The sequence below is a fragment of the Brochothrix sp. genome (assembly GCF_017549435.1).
Classification (GTDB): Bacteria; Bacillota; Bacilli; order Lactobacillales; family Listeriaceae; genus Brochothrix; species Brochothrix thermosphacta.
This window is the reverse complement of the sequence record NZ_JAFYUW010000148.1, coordinates 1-18,024: the sequence shown is the minus strand read 5'-3', so window position 1 is coordinate 18,024 and position 18,024 is coordinate 1. Positions and strand designations below refer to the sequence as shown.

General features: G+C 36.0%; 20 protein-coding genes, 1 pseudogene and 1 riboswitch. Of the genes and pseudogenes, 19 read left to right on the top strand and 2 right to left on the bottom strand.

Going from position 1 to position 18,024, the window contains the following annotated elements; genetic code table 11:
- Window positions 1-113: LacI family DNA-binding transcriptional regulator (locus IKV95_RS09835; RefSeq protein ID WP_287451745.1), on the bottom strand; the 113-nt coding region annotated here is incomplete at its 3' end.
- A gap of 286 nt (window positions 114-399) precedes the next feature.
- Here IKV95_RS09835 and IKV95_RS09830 point away from each other — a divergent pair.
- The 17 genes from IKV95_RS09830 (at window position 400) to sufB (ending at window position 14,603) form a co-directional block, all read left to right on the top strand.
- On the top strand, window positions 400-564 hold the full coding sequence (locus IKV95_RS09830) for a CsbD family protein (RefSeq protein WP_080712854.1): 165 nt from the start codon (window positions 400-402) through the stop codon (window positions 562-564).
- 48 nt (window positions 565-612) lie between these two features.
- Window positions 613-861 carry a GlsB/YeaQ/YmgE family stress response membrane protein gene (locus IKV95_RS09825; protein WP_029090740.1) on the top strand — a complete coding sequence of 83 codons (249 nt, stop codon included), beginning with the start codon at window positions 613-615 and terminating at the stop codon, window positions 859-861.
- A gap of 172 nt (window positions 862-1,033) precedes the next feature.
- Complete coding sequence (locus tag IKV95_RS09820; protein WP_029090739.1) at window positions 1,034-2,125, top strand: nitric oxide synthase oxygenase; 1,092 nt, start codon at window positions 1,034-1,036, stop codon at window positions 2,123-2,125.
- A gap of 48 nt (window positions 2,126-2,173) precedes the next feature.
- Window positions 2,174-2,638 (top strand): NUDIX hydrolase, encoded by a 465-nt coding sequence (locus IKV95_RS09815; RefSeq protein WP_069125754.1) that lies wholly within the window; start codon window positions 2,174-2,176, stop codon window positions 2,636-2,638.
- A 33-nt stretch (window positions 2,639-2,671) separates the two neighbouring features.
- Window positions 2,672-3,904 (top strand): FtsW/RodA/SpoVE family cell cycle protein, encoded by a 1,233-nt coding sequence (locus tag IKV95_RS09810; protein ID WP_069118475.1) that lies wholly within the window; start codon window positions 2,672-2,674, stop codon window positions 3,902-3,904.
- Between the two features lie 239 nt (window positions 3,905-4,143).
- Window positions 4,144-4,497 carry an arsenate reductase family protein gene (locus IKV95_RS09805; protein ID WP_029090737.1) on the top strand — a complete coding sequence of 118 codons (354 nt, stop codon included), beginning with the start codon at window positions 4,144-4,146 and terminating at the stop codon, window positions 4,495-4,497.
- A 29-nt stretch (window positions 4,498-4,526) separates the two neighbouring features.
- Window positions 4,527-4,907: a glycine cleavage system protein GcvH gene (gcvH, locus tag IKV95_RS09800; RefSeq protein ID WP_029090736.1), complete on the top strand. Its 381-nt coding sequence runs from the start codon at window positions 4,527-4,529 to the stop codon at window positions 4,905-4,907.
- Between the two features lie 66 nt (window positions 4,908-4,973).
- Entirely contained in the window at window positions 4,974-5,285 is a 312-nt protein-coding gene (locus IKV95_RS09795) for a thioredoxin family protein (protein WP_036026768.1), read from the top strand.
- Between the two features lie 73 nt (window positions 5,286-5,358).
- Window positions 5,359-5,465: riboswitch (SAM riboswitch) on the top strand.
- Between the two features lie 93 nt (window positions 5,466-5,558).
- Window positions 5,559-6,581: a methionine ABC transporter ATP-binding protein gene (locus tag IKV95_RS09790; RefSeq protein WP_287451743.1), complete on the top strand. Its 1,023-nt coding sequence runs from the start codon at window positions 5,559-5,561 to the stop codon at window positions 6,579-6,581.
- Window positions 6,578-7,255, top strand: a complete 678-nt coding sequence (locus IKV95_RS09785) for a methionine ABC transporter permease (protein ID WP_287451742.1) — start codon at window positions 6,578-6,580, stop codon at window positions 7,253-7,255. The genes IKV95_RS09790 and IKV95_RS09785 overlap by 4 nt, the downstream gene beginning before the upstream one ends.
- Window positions 7,256-7,277: 22 nt before the next feature.
- Window positions 7,278-8,093 (top strand): MetQ/NlpA family ABC transporter substrate-binding protein, encoded by an 816-nt coding sequence (locus IKV95_RS09780; RefSeq protein WP_069118473.1) that lies wholly within the window; start codon window positions 7,278-7,280, stop codon window positions 8,091-8,093.
- Between the two features lie 192 nt (window positions 8,094-8,285).
- Window positions 8,286-9,110, top strand: a complete 825-nt coding sequence (locus tag IKV95_RS09775; RefSeq protein ID WP_287451741.1) for a MetQ/NlpA family ABC transporter substrate-binding protein — start codon at window positions 8,286-8,288, stop codon at window positions 9,108-9,110.
- Between the two features lie 304 nt (window positions 9,111-9,414).
- Window positions 9,415-10,197, top strand: coding sequence for a Fe-S cluster assembly ATPase SufC (gene sufC, locus IKV95_RS09770; protein WP_029090731.1), 783 nt, complete (start codon window positions 9,415-9,417; stop codon window positions 10,195-10,197).
- 17 nt (window positions 10,198-10,214) lie between these two features.
- A complete protein-coding gene (gene sufD / locus IKV95_RS09765) occupies window positions 10,215-11,525 on the top strand; it encodes a Fe-S cluster assembly protein SufD (protein WP_029090730.1) in 1,311 nt (436 codons plus the stop codon).
- Window positions 11,525-12,757, top strand: coding sequence for a cysteine desulfurase (locus IKV95_RS09760; RefSeq protein ID WP_029090729.1), 1,233 nt, complete (start codon window positions 11,525-11,527; stop codon window positions 12,755-12,757). The genes sufD and IKV95_RS09760 overlap by 1 nt, the downstream gene beginning before the upstream one ends.
- Window positions 12,744-13,190 carry a Fe-S cluster assembly sulfur transfer protein SufU gene (gene sufU, locus IKV95_RS09755; RefSeq protein ID WP_029090728.1) on the top strand — a complete coding sequence of 149 codons (447 nt, stop codon included), beginning with the start codon at window positions 12,744-12,746 and terminating at the stop codon, window positions 13,188-13,190. The genes IKV95_RS09760 and sufU overlap by 14 nt, the downstream gene beginning before the upstream one ends.
- 15 nt (window positions 13,191-13,205) lie before the next feature.
- Complete coding sequence (gene sufB, locus IKV95_RS09750) at window positions 13,206-14,603, top strand: Fe-S cluster assembly protein SufB (RefSeq protein WP_029090727.1); 1,398 nt, start codon at window positions 13,206-13,208, stop codon at window positions 14,601-14,603.
- 445 nt (window positions 14,604-15,048) lie between these two features.
- Here sufB and IKV95_RS09745 read toward each other — a convergent pair whose 3' ends face one another.
- Window positions 15,049-15,759 carry a GntR family transcriptional regulator gene (locus IKV95_RS09745; RefSeq protein WP_069118469.1) on the bottom strand — a complete coding sequence of 237 codons (711 nt, stop codon included), beginning with the start codon at window positions 15,757-15,759 and terminating at the stop codon, window positions 15,049-15,051.
- A gap of 133 nt (window positions 15,760-15,892) precedes the next feature.
- Here IKV95_RS09745 and IKV95_RS09740 point away from each other — a divergent pair.
- Both IKV95_RS09740 and IKV95_RS09735 read left to right on the top strand, forming a co-directional pair.
- Window positions 15,893-17,248, top strand: a pseudogene (locus IKV95_RS09740) (PTS transporter subunit EIIC); the annotation flags it as partial.
- 45 nt (window positions 17,249-17,293) lie between these two features.
- Window positions 17,294-18,024, top strand: a 731-nt coding sequence (locus IKV95_RS09735) for a family 1 glycosylhydrolase (protein WP_287451740.1), incomplete at its 3' end; no start/stop codon positions are given.

Genomic DNA, 18,024 nt, shown 5'->3' with positions numbered 1-18,024 from the left:
GCTAAAACCATCAAGCGCACTTCTTCAGTAACTTTTTCAGGATGATTTACGACACGAGAAACGGTCATTTTGGAAACATGTGCTTGTTTTGCCACATCAGATAAAGTTGTCATTATTATCTCCTCCCTCTATAAGTAAGCGATTTCATATATTACATTTAGTGTATATGCAAACGTTTGCATTGTCAATTGTATTTTAAAAACATAAGGAAAATATCTAAAAAAACGAAAAAACAGCAAATTATTCAAAAAAAAATAAAGCCAACAAAGCTTGATTTAACAGCATTTACTTTCATTTTTTTTAAAAAGATGTCTAAAATATGTTTAAAATTTTGTTGAAGTGGAATGGTTATAGTGTAACGCATTTACGTTACCAAATACATATGAGAAGAGGGATATTATGAGTGGAGAATTCGACAAAGTAAAAGGAAAAGTGAAGGAAGTCACAGGTAAAGTCCTTAACGATGATTCATTAAAAGCTAAGGGTAAAGCTGAGCAAGTAAAAGGCGAAGCTGAAAAAAAAGCAGGTAAAGTAAAAGATAAGCTTGATGACGCTACAAAATAAGTCGACATACATAGACACACATAGTAGTAAGACAGAGGAGGAATAAGTATGTTTCATTTTATCTGGGTTTTAATTATAGGTGCAATTATAGGTGCGATCGCTGGTGCAATTACAAAAACAGCGTATGGTTGGATTGGAAATATTGTAGCAGGAATCGTGGGTTCTTGGTTAGGAGAGTCACTACTAGGTAGTTGGGGACCTTCAGTTGCCGGGATGGCAATTTTCCCATCATTAATCGGTGCTGTAATATTAGTATTTATTGCTTCGTTAGTGTTCAGAGGAATGGCTAAACGATAATAATTAATGAATTTAAAATTGAACGATAGTTTAGAATTATTTTTCAGTTGATAATATATAAGGCCACTACGTAAATGTAGTGGTCTTTTTTTTATAAAATAAGATAGGAAAGTCGGTGAACTTCTTGCGTTTTCTTGTTATAATAGAAACTATTCGAGGAGTTGAAAATAAGGTGGAATTATTAGATGAAGCGACGCGCTTTATTAATGAAGCATATGTAGAGTTAGGTAAAGAAAACCTAATTGAGCAACGATTAGCAGTTATCGCTCGTGAGATAGAAGAAAAAAACAGCTACGAACACACATTAGAAGAAATTGAACAAGGTGCACGAATGGCCTGGCGTAATAATAATCGCTGCATTGGTCGTTTATTTTGGCAACAACTGCAAATCAGAGATGCAAGAACCGTTCATACAACCGAAGAGATTAAGCAAACATTATTTAATCATATAGAAGAAGGTACCAATAATGGTGCGATACGTCCTACACTCACTGTGTTTAAACCCAATACGGTTAAAATATGGAATGAGCAATTGATCCGTTATGCTGGATATATTGTGGATGGTCAACAAATTGGTGATCCCTTATCAAACGAAATTACAGCACTCTGTCAAAGGTTAGGTTGGAAATCACCACAGACAGATTTTGATGTCTTGCCATTGTTATTTCAAAAGGATGAAACCTCTCCAATGACGATGCAATCTATTCCTAGTAATTTGGTAAAAGAAGTCGAAATTACGCATCCTGATTATCCTAAATTAGCAGAGTTAGGTTTGAAATGGTATGCGATCCCAGTCATCACGAATATGCGGTTAGAAATTGGCGGCATTTCTTACGATGCAGCACCATTTAATGGTTGGTATATGGGAACTGAAATTGCTTCTCGTAATTTTGTAGATGAACAACGTTATAATAAATTAGATGAGATTGCGGCTGCTTTTGATATTACAACGCGTAAAAATCGTGATTTATGGAAAGATCGTACGTTGTTAGAGCTTAATATCGCATTACTCCAATCGTACCAGCGTGAAAAAGTTCAAGTTGTTGATCATCACACAGCAGCTAAACAATTTGGGCAATTTGAACAACAAGAAAAAGCTCAAAATCGTGAAGTAACAGGTAACTGGGCGTGGTTAATCCCACCAATGTCACCGACAACAACGCATATTTTTCATCAGAGATATAATAACGAAGTTAAAAAACCGAATTTTTTCTATAAAAAATCCCCCTTTGACAAGGGAAATGGCTGTCCTTTTCATCAGTAAAAGAGTAATCTTAGAATAAAGTCTTTTGATAGAGGAAAGAGGAACCAAATGTTACCGTACACAATCTGTTTTTTGAAATATAAAAATCAAATTTTATTACTTAATCGTATGAAAGCCCCATGGATGGGAAATTGGAATGGTGTGGGTGGAAAATTAGAGCCTAATGAAACACCAGAAGCTTGTGTACTGCGTGAAGTTGAGGAAGAAACGGGTATTGTATTAGAGGCTGTTTCAGCCCGCGGTGAAATGCACTGGACTAATTTTGGTGAAGCAAATAGCGGGATGTATGTGTATACTGCTGAGCTAACTGAGAGACCTTTTCAGACACCTATAGCAACGGCAGAAGGTATACTTGATTTTAAACCACTTGATTGGATTTTAGCGGAAGCAAATACTGGTGTGGTAAATAATCTGAAACCTTTGTTTGAAAGTGTTTTTACAGCAGAGCCAGATAGTCGTTATCTTGCAGCTTATGAAGGAAATAAACTTGTGCAATTTTGTAAAAAAAATTAAGCGCTGAATGACATGTTGAAGAGAGGGAAATAAATGGAAAAAAATAATAAAGGGCAACGAATTGATTACGGTATTATTGTGACGATGGCGTTGTTTTGTGCGGTGAGCTTAATTGCTATCCATACCGCTTTGGCCTCTAACCCTGAATACGGTCGCTCGTTAGTAATTAGACAAGGCGCATTTTATTTAATTGGTGCGATTGCAATTGCTGTGATTATGCGAATTGATCGTGAAACAATGATAAAAATAACGCCTTATCTCTATGGATTAGGTCTTTTCTTATTAGTACTTGTGTTGATTCCTGGAATTGGCGTTAAAATTAATGGGGCAAGAAGTTGGATAATGATACCAGTTATCGGTCAATTCCAGCCAGCAGAGTTGATGAAAATATTTCTTGTTATGATGCAAGGGAAGGTCATTATCGAGCATAATCAAGCGGCTAAAATCCGCACAAATCGTACTGATTGGATATTGTTATTTAAAATAGCACTCACCTCATTTATTCCGTTTGCATTGATACTAGCGGAAAATGATTTAGGTACAGGCTTGGTTATCTTGGCAATCACTTTGGGAATGCTCATTATATCAGGCATAACATGGCGTATCCTCTTACCATTGATCACTTCTGTCTTTGCTTTAGGGGCAGGGATGATATACATAGTAATGACAAAACCGGAGTGGTTAGCCATTGTTGGTTTTAAACAGTACCAATTCGGTCGTATTACATCGTGGTTAGACCCTTATTCTTCTGCAGATTCAGATGGTTACCAATTAATTCTAGCGATGCAGGCAATTGGGTCGGGTGAAATTACGGGTTATAAAGGCACTAATGGTATGACAAATATCCCTGAAGGACACACAGATATGATTTTTGCGATGATTAACCACCATTGGGGGTTTATCGCAGGTAGTATTGTCATTGCATTATTTTTCATCTTAGTGTATCAAATTATCGGAACAGCACTTGACTTGAAAGATGAATTTTATTCAATTGTTTGTACAGGTGTAGTCATGACTATCATGTTCCACGTTTTGGAAAATGCAGGAATGACAATTGGTTTACTGCCGATTACAGGTATTCCACTGCCATTTATAAGTTATGGTGGTACCTCACTGGTTGTTAACTTGCTGGGAATTGGCGTCATTATGTCGATGCGTTTTAACTCAAATAATTCAATGTTCTCTAAGGAAGATAAAGAAAAAGATATTCCTACCTATGATGTAAAACAGAAAAAGAAAAATAAGCGGGCTACAAATAAACAGTAAGCCGTTTTTGAAACGTACTTCTTATTTAATTCGAGTGATGAATTTAATAGGGAGTACTTTTTTTATGAAGAGAGCTTGTTAGCTAATTCAATAGAAAGCGTTGAGAGTCTTTGATAAAAGTACAGTTTAAATACTGTTATAAAAAAAATAAGAATTATGGTAAAGTTTAGTTGTCCAAATAGTAAAAATCATCTATTATTAAGATATAAAGAGAATTCAAAAAGAGTGAGGGATAGTAAATGATTAAATTTTATCAATACCCGAAATGTACCACGTGTAAAAAGGCTTCAAAATGGCTGACAGATAACGAGGTGCCCTTCGAATCGGTGAATATCGTTGAAAATACACCCACAGCATCTGAATTAAAAGAGGTTTACAAAAAAAGTAAGCTACCGATTAAACGCTTTTTTAACACAAGTGGACAAAAATACCGTGAACTGGGTTTGAAAGATAAAGTTGATCAAATGACAGATGATGATATTTTTGCACTTTTAGCAACAGATGGCATGTTGATTAAACGTCCATTAGCCTTTGATGATGAAAAAATAACACTTGGATTCAAAGAAGATAATTATGAGAATTATTGGAACTAAAAATAAATAGATAAAGGGAGTTTTTTATTATGACAGATTATCAATCATTCAAGTACACTGAAGAACACGAATGGGTAAAAAAAGACGGTGCTAATTATTTTGTGGGAATTTCATTACATGCACAAGATGAGTTAGGTGATATTGTTTTTGTTGAAGTACCAGAAGTTGATGATGTCTTAGCAAAAGGCGATTCATTTGGTAGTGTTGAATCCGTTAAAACAGTCTCTGAACTCTATGCTCCTATTGGTGGGAAAGTTGTTTCTGTCAATGAAAAATTAGAAGATGAACCAGAAACAGTTAACCAAGATCCTTATAACGAAGGTTGGATTGTTGAATTTACAGATGTAGATGAAGCAGAATATAATGCGTTGTTAAGTTATGAAGAGTACGAAGCATTTATCAAAGAATAGTTAGTCATTAAAAACGCATGATGAGGTTCATCATTGCGTTTTTTTATATTAAGGGAGTTAATAATTATGAAAGAATGGTCTACGACTGAATTTAAAGCGGCGATACTTTCAAAAAGTGCGTTTGCGGTGCTGTTTTATACACCAATGTGCGGTGGGTGCCAGTTGGTTGAACGGTATTTACATTTTGCTGAAGCGGCAATGCCAGAAGTGCAAATTGTAAAAATGAATGTCAATTATTTACCAGAAGTGATAGCTAAATATGAGATAAAAAGTGTGCCGAGTATCTATGTTTTTAGTGACGATATGGCGGGTGAAAGGTTATCTGCCATTGATAATGTTACTCGTATTTACGAAGGATTAGAAAAACTTCGAAATTAAAGCAAAAAAGGAATTGACTTGTGCTATTATTCCGCCTATAATAACTATTAACAAGTATAACTTTATATGATATTTCTTATCAAGAGTGGTGGAGGGACTTGCCCGACGAAACCCAGCAACCCCATGAGAGTGGACGGTGCTAAATCAAGCTAAGTAAGTGATTACTTAGAAAGATGAGAAGCGGGCTATTCCTTTGTAGACGTTTCACATCTTTCTGAATTTCAGAAAGATGTTTTTTTATGCTTAAAGAAGGTTAAAGAGAGGTTGAAGTGAATGATTAAATTAGATAATGTCAGTAAAACATTCGAAACACGAAATGGTGCAGTCAATGCAGTTAAAGACGTTAATTTAGAAATTAATGAAGGTGAAATCTTCGGAATCATTGGTTATTCTGGTGCGGGTAAAAGTACTCTTATTAGAATGTTTAATGGATTGGAAGCACCGACACAAGGTGCTATTCATATCAATGATGTCATGATTTCTGATGTCAAAGGTGCAGCATTACGTGCAGCTCGACAAAAAATTGGAATGATCTTCCAACATTTTAACTTATTATGGTCACGAACAGTAGCTGAAAACATTGCTTTTCCACTAGAAATTGCTGGTGTCAAGAAAGCTGAACGTGAACGACGTGTCGCAGAACTCATTCACCTTGTAGGCTTGGATGGACGTGATAAATCATATCCTTCTCAACTGAGTGGGGGACAGAAACAACGTGTTGGTATTGCAAGAGCTTTAGCAAATGATCCTGATGTGTTACTTTGCGATGAAGCTACAAGTGCTTTAGATCCACAAACAACAAGCGAAGTTTTAAATTTACTGACAGATATTAATAAGCGCCTGGGACTTACAATCATCTTGATTACTCATGAGATGCCTGTTATCCGTAAAATTTGTAATCGTGTAGCAGTTATGGAAGGCGGAGAAGTAGTTGAATTAGGGGATGTATTATCTGTGTTTCAAACACCACAACAAGAAATTACTCGTCGTTTTGTTTCACAAGCAACAGATGATACAGCGACTGAAGAGGTGGAACAACTCCTTATTGAGACTTACCCAACAGGGTTGTTAGCACGTCTCGTGTTTAATGCTTCACAGGCAACTCAACCGATTATTACCGATTTATCTAAAAAATTCAACCTTGATATTAGTATATTACATGGGTCAATCACACAAACACAAAATGGTTCATATGGGTTCTTATTTATCCAAATCTTTGCAGAACAAGAACAGATAACACAAACAAAAGCGTACCTTGAAGAGATTGACGTTAGAATGGAAGTGATTCGTTCATGAAAGATTTATTAGTAAAATGGTTTCCTAATGTAATATGGCCTGAAGTTTGGACCGCGACGCAGGAAACGCTTATTATGACAGTGATTTCAATTGTATTTATTTTTGTTCTCGGTATTTTACTCGCGTTGTTGCTATTCCTAACACGTGATCAAGACAATTTAATCATTAAAAGTATCAATGGTATATCAGCAGCTTTCGTTAATATTTTCCGTTCGATTCCATTCATTATTTTAATTGTGCTTATCATGCCATTTACAAAAGTTTTGATAGGTTCTGTTATAGGAACCGCTGGTGCATTACCAGCTTTAATTATTTCAGCAGCACCATTTTACGCTCGTCTCGTTGAAATTGCCTTTGTAGAAATTGATAAAGGTGTAATAGAAGCAAGTCGTGCGATGGGTGCCAGTACATTTACGATCATTCGTAAAGTACTATTGCCAGAAGCGCTTCCTGCAATTATTTCAGGTTTGACAGTGACGACGATTTCATTAATTGGTTATACCGCAATGGCTGGTGTAGTTGGTGCAGGTGGATTAGGAAACATGGCTTACTTCACTGGTTTTCAACGTTCTCAAAATGATGTAACATTCGTCGCAACAGTCATTATTTTAATTTTAGTTTTCATCATCCAATTTATTGGCGATCGTGCCACTAACAAAATCGATAAACGATAACATATAAAAGGGAGAGTAACTTATGAAAAAAATTATTTTTGGACTATTAACAGCAGCAATCGTTTTAACTTTAGCAGCTTGTGGCAGCAATGATGCAAAGGATAAAGAGACAAAATTAGTGGTGGGGGCATCTAACGTTCCTCATGCAGAGATTCTAGAAAAAGCAAAACCTATCCTTAAAAAAGAAGGCATTGATTTAGAAATTAAAAAATACCAAGATTATATTTTACCAAACAAAAATCTAGCTGATGGCGAATTGGATGCGAACTACTTCCAACATATCCCATACTTAGACCAATATAATAAAGACAACAAAACAGATTTAATCAACGCTGGTAAAATTCATATCGAACCGTTCGGTATTTATTCAGAAAAATATAAAAAAGTTTCAGATATTAAAGAAGGATCAACTATCCTTATTAGTAACAGTACAGCTGATCAAGGTCGTATCTTAATGTTATTAGAAAAAGAAGGTCTTGTTAAAATTAAAGACTCTGTGAAAGATAAAGTAACAGCAACTATCAATGATATTGATAATGTTAAAAAATTAAAATTCTTAAATCAAATTGACCCAGGTTTATTGGCACAAGCCTATAAAAACAATGAAGCAGACTTATATGCTATTAATACCAACTATGCAATTGATGCTGGATTAAATCCCCAAAAAGATGCGCTTATCTTAGAGGATTCAGATTCGCCGTATGCTAATATCGTTGCTATTCGTAAAGAAGATAAGAACAATAAAAATCTCAAAAAGTTGATTGATGTATTACATTCAAAAGAAATTCAAAAATTCATCGAAGATAAATACAATGGTGCAGTACTACCGACAAACTAACTATCAGATTTAATAGAGAGTAATCTATGTTATTACAGCTTGTTTGTCTAGTATATCGCCGGGTACAAGAACTATTGAATAGAGCGAGGCAATACTATGTCTCGCTCTGTTTTATATAAAATTTTTACAAAGTTAAAAAGATTGAATATTCGGATAGTTTGATTGGGAAAACAATAAAAGGGGGAAATGAAAATGAAAAAGATTATTTTGGGGTTAGTAAGTGTTATTTTGTTAGTGGTATTGGCAGCATGTGGAAATAGTGAAGCGGGTAAAGACAAAGAAAAAGAGACGACATTGGTAATTGGAGCATCTAATGTACCGCATGCAGAAATTTTAGAGAAGGCAAAACCTATTCTTGAAAAAGAAGGCGTGAAATTGGATATTAAGAAATATCAAGATTACATTTTACCAAACAAAAATTTGGCGGATGGCGAAATAGATGCGAACTATTTCCAACACATTCCGTTTTTAGATTTATCAAATAAAGAAAATAAAACTGATTTAGTTAATGCAGGTAAAATTCACATCGAACCTTTTGGTATTTATACATCTAAATACAAATCAGTTGGTGATGTTAAAGAAGGGTCAACAATTTTAATCAGTAACAACGTAGCTGAACACGGTCGTATCTTAATGCTTTTAGAGAAAAAAGGTTTAGTTAAAATTAAGGATTCAGTTGATAACAAAGTTAATGCAACATTAAAAGATATTGATAACGTTAAAAAATTGAAATTCCTTAACCAAATCGATCCTGGTTTATTAGCGAAAGCTTACCAAAATGATGAAGCTGATCTTTATGCCATCAACACGAACTACGCTTTAGATGCAGGGCTAAAACCTAAAGATGATGCACTTATTTTAGAAGACTCTGATTCACCTTACGCAAATATTATTGCCGTGAAAAAAGAAGATGAAAATAAACCAGCAATTAAAAAATTAGTTAAAGTATTACATTCAAAAGAAATTCAAGATTTTATTACTGAGAAGTATAAAGGTGCTGTATTACCCGTTAAATAAATGAAACAGAACCATCTGTTGCAGTTTAAGCTGTCACGATGGTTCTTTTGTGTATTAGCAATACAGTAAATTTTTTTGAAACTAGCAGTCACTTTCAATCAGGAAAAATATAAACGCATAAAGGCATACAATAATTTGTAATTTTGTTACAATAGAAGTATGTGAAAAGCGCTAAACGATTATCAATATGATCGTTTTAAGTGATAATGCTTAAGCTGAAAGCTATCCTTATCTGATTTCAGCATTGCTTTTAGATTAAAATCATACTAAACTAATAATTATTAGAAAAGTTGGAGGGATATTGATGAGCACGTTACAAATTAAAGACTTACACGTATCAATTGAAGGCAAAGAAATCCTAAAAGGTGTTAATCTTACGATGAATTCTGGAGAGGTTCATGCAATCATGGGACCAAACGGAACAGGTAAATCGACACTATCGTCTGCAGTAATGGGACACCCCTCATACGAAGTAACTTCTGGAGAAATTCTTTTAGACGGTGAAGATGTATTAGAGATGGAAGTAGATGAACGTGCACGCGCGGGTCTCTTTTTAGCGATGCAATACCCAAGTGAAGTAACGGGTATCACTAATGCTGAATTTATTCGTTCAGCCATCAATGCTCGTCGTGAAGAAGGCGACGAATTACCAATCATGAAATATCTTAAACAATTAGATAAAACAATGGCTGGTTTGGAAATGACTGAAGAAATGGCTGAACGTTATGTAAACGAAGGCTTTTCTGGTGGTGAAAAGAAACGTAATGAAATTTTACAAATGATGATGATTAAACCGAAATTTGCGATTCTTGATGAAATCGATTCTGGTTTAGATATCGATGCATTAAAAATCGTTTCAAAAGGTGTGAATGAAATGCGCGGCGGCGAATTTGGCTGCATGATTATTACGCATTATCAACGTCTATTAAACTATATTACACCTGATCATGTACACGTTATGATGAATGGTAAAATTGCTCTTTCTGGCGGACCAGAATTAGCGAAACGTCTTGAAGCTGAAGGTTATGAAGGTATCCGTTCTGAATTGGGTATTGAACTTGATGTTAAAGAAGAAGCAAACGACTAAGAAGGAGGAATTGACAAATGGTCTTACAAACAATTGAAACCATTGATCCTGCGTTCATCACGTCTTTTGCGGAAAAAACAGCAGAACCTTCTTGGTTAACTGATTTACGTATTAAAGCATGGGGAAAAGCAGAAGAAATGGATTTACCGTATGTTGATAAAACAAAGATTAAACGTTGGAATTTCACGAAATTTAGCCAATACGCAAGTTTTGGGAAAACCGCATATGGAACAAATTTACCAGAAGCAGTAACAGATGTTGTGGATGTTAACGATGCTGAAATGTCAGTCTATATTCAACAAGATCAAACACCGTTGCATTTACATTTATCACAAGAAGCAATCGATAAAGGTGTCATCATCAAAGATTTAGCGACTGCTTTAAAAGAAAATAGCGAACTAGTAAAAGAGTATTTCATGACGACAGCTGTTAAATTTGATGAGAATCGTTTGACTGCTTTTCATGCTGCATTGGTTAACGGTGGTCTTTTTATCTACGTACCAAAAAATGTTGAATTAGAATCACCAATTCAAGCTGTATTTGTACAAAAAGATGACCGTAAACCGTTTATCAATCATGTGATAATTGTTGCTGATGAAAGCTCTAAATTAACATATGTAGAAAACTATGTTGGTCAAACAGGTAAAGGGCGTGCAATCGCTAATATCGTTTCAGAAGTTATTGCGAAAGATAATGCAACGGTAACATATGGTGCTGTTGATACATTAGGTGTGAATGTCACGACTTATCTTAACCGTCGCGGTCATGTATTACGTGACGCTAGTCTTGATTGGGCTTTGGGCGTTATGAATAATGGTAACACTGTGATTAATCACTTAACTAACCTTGTAGGAAACAATTCAAGTAGTGATGTTAAAACAGTAACCGTCGGAACAGGGAAACAAACACAAAACTTTACTACAGAAATTCGTCAGTATGGCCTAGCTTCTGTAGGGATGATCTTAAAACATGGGGTTGTACTCGATTCATCAACATCGATTTTTAACGGTATTGGTCATATTATGCACAATGCTAAAGGTGCTGATGCACAACAAGAATCACGTGTTTTAATGTTGAGTGATTTAGCGCGTGGTGATGCTAATCCGATTCTATTAATTGATGAAGATGAAGTAACAGCAGGACATGCTGCATCTGTTGGTCGTGTTGATCCAGAAGCACTCTTTTATCTACAAAGTCGTGGTTTAAGTTTATATGAAGCTGAACGCTTAGTTATTCATGGGTTCCTTAATCCAGTCGTTGATCAATTGCCAATTAAACGTGTTCGTGAACTACTTTCGAATGTTATTGAAGGGAAAGTGAAGCGCTAATGAATATTTCGTCTGTCAGAAACGATTTTCCGATTTTAAAGCAGGAGGTAAATGAGCAAACGTTAGTGTATCTTGATAACGCTGCGACGTCTCAGAAGCCACAAATCGTCATTGATGCCGTATCGAAGTACTATGAAACAACTAATAGTAATGTACATCGTGGCGTCCATACGCTCGGTTCTCAAGCGACAGACATGTATGAAGGCGCACGCGAAAAAATACGTGAATTTATCAATGCTGCTGAAACAGCAGAAATTATATACACGCGTGGAACCACTGCAGCAATTAACATTGTTGCAACGAGTTTCGGTATCGCTAATTTATCCGCAGAAGATGAAATTGTTATCTCACCAGCAGAGCATCATAGTAATCTCATCCCTTGGCAACAGGTGGCGCGTATTACTGGTGCCACATTACGCTACTTTGAACTCGAATCCGATGGTACATTATCATTAGAAAAAGCAGCGGCAGCTATTAATCATCGCACTAAGATTGTAGCATTAGCCCATGCTTCTAATGTGTTAGGAACAATTAATCCCATCAAAGAAGTTGCGGCAATGGCGCATGCTGAAGATGCAATCATTATTGTTGATGGTGCCCAAGCTGTACCGCATATGTCTGTCGATGTTCAAGCGCTTGATGTTGATTTTTATGCTTTTTCAGGGCATAAAATGATGGGTCCAACGGGTATAGGCGTTCTTTACGGTAAGCGTGAATTACTTGAAGAGATGGAACCTGTTGAGTTTGGTGGCGAAATGATTGATTTTGTGACATTAGACGATGCTACGTGGAAAGAATTACCGTGGAAATTTGAAGCTGGCACACCGATTATCGCAGGAGCGATTGGTTTGGGTGCTGCGATTGATTACTTAAAAGAACTTGGTATGGATACAGTAGCGCAACACGGTGAAGAGATTATTACATATGCATTGGAACAACTGACGGCTATTGAAGGGCTTGAAATTCATGGACCCATTGATCCGAAGAAACGCACAGCATTAATCTCATTTAACGTCAGCGATATTCATCCACACGATCTTTCAACTGTATTAGATGAGCAAGGCATTGCTATTCGTGCAGGACATCACTGTGCTCAACCATTGATGAAATGGCTTGGAGCATCTGCGACTGCGCGTGCAAGTTTTTACGTGTATAATACGAAAGAAGAAGTTGACTCGCTCGTTAAAGCAATCGAGCTAACAAAGGAGTATTTTGGTTATGGTGAAGCGTAATTTAGATCAATTATACCGACAAGTAATTTTAGAACACTATCGCAAACCACGAAATAGTGGGGAGCTTGAAACACAAACACATAAAATTGAAATGAATAACCCAACATGTGGCGATCAGATCTTTTTGAATCTTTATGTACAAGACGGCATTATTAAAGATGCTAAATTTACTGGATCAGGCTGTTCGATTTCGATTGCCTCTGCTTCAATGATGACTGAAACCATCAAGGGGCTAACTATCGAAAAAGCATTATTGGTCTCACGAGATTTTTCAGAGATGATGCAAGGTCATACACATGAACATTTGAGTGAAGAAAATGAAGAACTTGAAGTACTAGCAGGGGTTTCACAATTTCCCGCACGTATTAAATGTGCAACACTCGCTTGGAAAGCAATGGAAAAAGCAGTTGCTGTTGATAAAACTACGAAATAAGGAGGATGAATAATTATGGCTCCGAAAATGCCAGAATTGAGCGAATACGAATATGGCTTTCATGATAAAGATGTCTCTGTTTTCCGAACAGAACGTGGCTTAACAGCTGAAATCGTTACTGAAATATCTAATATGAAGGAAGAACCACAATGGATGTTAGATTTCCGTTTACGTTCGCTTGAACAATTTTATAAAATGCCAATGCCACAATGGGGTGGTGATTTATCAGAATTGAAATTTGAGGATATTACCTACTATGTAAAACCATCAGAAGGAACAGTAAGTGATTGGGATGAAGTCCCAGCTGAAATTAAAGCGACTTTTGATAAATTAGGTATTCCAGAAGCAGAGCAAAAATATTTAGCAGGTGCATCTGCACAATATGAATCTGAAGTTGTTTACCACAACATGCAAAAAGATCTTGAAGATAAGGGTGTTATTTTTAAAGATACTGGTTCCGCTTTACGTGAAAATGAAGAGCTTTTCCGTGAGTACTTTGGTAAGATTATTCCGCCACAAGACAATAAATTTTCAGCATTAAACTCAGCCGTATGGTCAGGTGGCTCGTTTATTTATTGCCCTCCAGGTGTGAAAGTTGAAACGCCATTACAAGCTTATTTCCGTATTAACTCACCAAACATGGGACAATTTGAGCGTACGCTTATTATTGTTGATGAAGGTGGTTCAATAAACTATGTTGAAGGGTGTACAGCACCTGTTTATACAACGAACTCATTGCATTCAGCTGTTGTTGAAATCATGGTTAAAGAAGGCGGTTATTGCCGTTATACAACAATCCAAAACTGGGCAAATAACGTTTATAACCTCGTAACAAAACGTACTTTCTGTGATGCTAACGCAACAATGGAATGGATTGATGGAAATATCGGTTCTAAATTGACGATGAAATATCCATCTGTGTATCTCCGTGGAGAAGGTGCGCGTGGGACAACGTTAACAATTGCAATCGGTGGACGAGGTCAACGTCAGGATACAGGTACTAAAATGATTCACTTAGCGCCTAATACGTCTTCGTCAATAATTTCTAAATCAATTGCGAAACAAGGTGGTAATGTTACTTACCGTGGGATTGTTCACTTTGGTCGTAAAGCTAAAAATGCACGCTCTAATATTGAGTGTGATACGTTAATTATGGATCATGAATCAACATCAGATACAATTCCATATAACGAAATTCTCAACAGCCAAATTTCTTTAGAGCATGAAGCAAAAGTTTCACGTGTATCAGAAGAGCAATTGTTCTACTTGATGAGCCGTGGTCTAACTGAAATTGAAGCAACTGAAATGATCGTTATGGGATTCATCGAACCCTTTACAAAAGAATTACCAATGGAATATGCCGTTGAAATGAACCGCCTCATCAAGTTTGAGATGGAAGGATCAATCGGTTAAGTACTACTATCGTAGCGAATTCATTCGCTTACGAGAGTAGTATGGGTGCTGACATTGTTGCGAAGAGATGAGCTTACAAAGACAGTATGGGACGGAGCGCAAGCGAGTACCAATCCTTATGTTAATAACTGAGAGTACCACTCCTTTTTATTGAAAAGCGAATACTATTCTTTATGTTACTCCGTTAAGAGTATCAATTTTTATAAATTTAGCCACACAAAGTGTGGCTTTTTTTATTGCTGACATTTTCGCAATTTTAATCGCGTTATGATATTATCGTTCATTATAATATTTAAAAGTCATTGAGGCAGCTACCAGAAAGTAGCTGCCTCAATGACTTTTTTACTGATTTTTGAATAACAACACCTAAGTACATAAGGAAAACACTATAAATGGCAATTTTAGTGTCTACTCTATAACGTGCTTTTATAAAGTGAGTCGTCTTTTATTTATCCATTCCACTAGATTGTATGAAAAACTGCGAATGGTTGTAGTTATAGGTCATTTTTGAAAAATCAAAGGGTTCACCGCTCATTAAATAAAACAGTTCATCAACGTGTAAAGCCGGATCATGTGTGTTTAAATTTAAATAACTGGCTTCAGTCTGATTTAACTTACCGATTCGTAAATATTTATCAGAAAAACGGACCTTTAATTTAAGTGTCTCTTTTAAATAATGAAAAATAGAATCTTCGACAATTTCTTTATTGAGATAAGGAACATATTCTTTATTGAAGTAGGATTCTTCAATACAAAGAGCCTGTTTATTAATAAAACGGATACGTTTAACGTAATAGACTTCTTGTGTCAAAGAGCATTTTAGATTATCGCTTACTTCTTGTGTGGGTAGTATTGTTTTTACTTCAAGTACATTTGCTGAAAGATTAAAATCTGCTAAATCATCGGTAAATCCTTTATTATTAATTAAGTTAATATAACCTTTACGATTTTGGCGTCTTACAAAAATACCACTCCCACGTACTTGATAAATGACGCCATTTTTTTCTAAAATGGATAAGGCTTTAATAACTGTATTCTTACTCACCTCGTAGTTTGTAATTAAATCCTCTAAACTCGGTAATTTTTCCCCTTGTTCTAACTTTGAAACCCTAATGTATTCTTCGATTTGATTGGCAATTTCTTGGTACTTAAGCATAAATTGGTCACCCCGTGGATAGAATATAATAATATTACTTTAAGTATAGCATAATCTAAAAAAAAAGAGTTGCATTATTGTATGGGTATAATTATAATGTAAGTGTACAATAAAAAGAGCGGAGGGGAAATGAATGTCAAAAAAAGTAAGAGATTATGAAAACTTAGCTAATGATATATTAGAGAAGGTAGGTGGAAAAGAAAATATAATAAAAGCAACACGTTGTGCAACAAGACTTCGATTAGTTTTGAAAACGGTACCATTAAATGCGGTTGAGGAGATTACTGAATTAGCTGGGGTGATTACCGTGGTGCAAAGTGGTGGACAATTTCAAGTAGTGATTGGACCACATGTAGGTGAAGTGTATGATTACTTTGTTAAATTAATTGATTTAGATACAGTTGACGTGGCAGACCAACCCAAAACGAGTATTTTAAATCGTATTATAGCCACTATGTCAGCCGTCTTTGCACCATTTGTGTATATATTAGCAGCAGCTGGTATATTACAAGGGCTATTAATTATCATGAAATTAATCAATCCATCATTGCAAACGACCGGTGCTTTTAAAGTGTTCGACTTCATTTCATGGACACCGTTTACCTTTTTACCGATTTTAATTGCGATTACCGCAGCGAAGCATTTTAAAACGAATCAATTTATAGCATTGGCTTGTTGTGCCGCGTTAGTTAACCCCTCGTGGGCATTGATGGCTGCTCAAATTGCTAGTGGTGAATCTATTAAATTTTTTGGAATCTCGCTATCAGAAACAACTTATACATCAACAGTGTTACCTGCAATCTTACTAGTCTGGTTATTGTCATATGTTCAACGCTTTTTCGAAAAAATCTTACCTGAAGTCATCCGCTCACTATTTGTACCATTATTTTGTATGGTCATTATGGTGCCACTAACATTATTAATTGTAGGTCCACTTTCAAACGGTGCCGCAGTTGCCATTGCTGATGGTTACAATAAATTAGTTGAGGTTGCTCCGCCATTAGCAGGCGCTTTAATCGGTGGTTTTTGGCAAGTGGCTGTTATTTTTGGTGTTCATTGGGGTATAACACCGATGTGCTTGGCTAACTTTGAAGCATATGGACGCGATTCTTTCCAAGCTTTTCAAACGATTGCAGTTATTGCACAAGTTGGCGCAGTCTTTGGTGTATTCTTAAAAACTCGCGATAAAGAAATGAAAAAAATCTCGTTATCTGCTGGTATTACCGGTTTATTCGGTATCACTGAACCTGCGATTTATGGTGTAACGTTACGATTAAAACGTCCGTTTTTAATCGGTTGTTTAGCAGGTGCTGTTGGAGGTCTTGTTGCAAGTTTCTTCAATACGTATTACTATGCTTATGCTGGTCTACCAGGTATTTTAACAAGTGTGAATGCACTTAATTCAGATAATCCAAGTTCATTTATCGGATTGATGATTGGTTCAGCGATTGCTTTATTCGGGTCAATCATTGCAATCCAAGTTTTTGGAACGGAAAATAAAAAAATAAAAACAAGTAAATAGGAGGAAAATCGAATGAAAACATCATTACCAAAAGATTTTTTATGGGGTGGCGCATTAGCAGCGCATCAATTTGAAGGTGGTTGGAATAAAGGTGGAAAAGGCGCAAGTGTGGTAGATGTGATGACTGCGGGAGCACATGGTGTTGCTCGAGAAATTACAGAAACAGTAGAGGCGGATAAGTTTTATCCAAATCATGAGGCCATTGATTTTTATCACCATTATAAGGAAGATATTGCGCTCTTTGCTGAGATGGGGTTGAACTGTTTACGTACATCGATTGCCTGGACACGAATCTTCCCCACAGGCATCGAAGAAGAACCAAATGAAGCAGGTTTACAATTTTATGATGATGTATTTGATGAATTAATTAAACATAAAATAGAACCTATCATCACGTTATCACATTTTGAAATTCCTTTGTATATTGCCCAAGAATATGGTGGTTTCCGTGATAAGCGAGTGGTTGACCTTTTTGCGAAATTTGCCGAAGTATGTTTTACTCGTTATCAACATAAGGTGAAATATTGGATGACGTTTAACGAAATAAATAATCAAATGGATACCAACACGCCTTTGTTTTTATGGACGAATTCAGGTGTAACGGTGAAACCTGGAGAAAATGCCAAAGAAGTGATGTACACCGTGGCTCATCATGAATTATTAGCAAGTGCTAAAGCTGTAGCTATCGGTAAAAAAATCAATCCGGATTTTGAAATAGGTTGTATGGTCTCACATGTACCTAT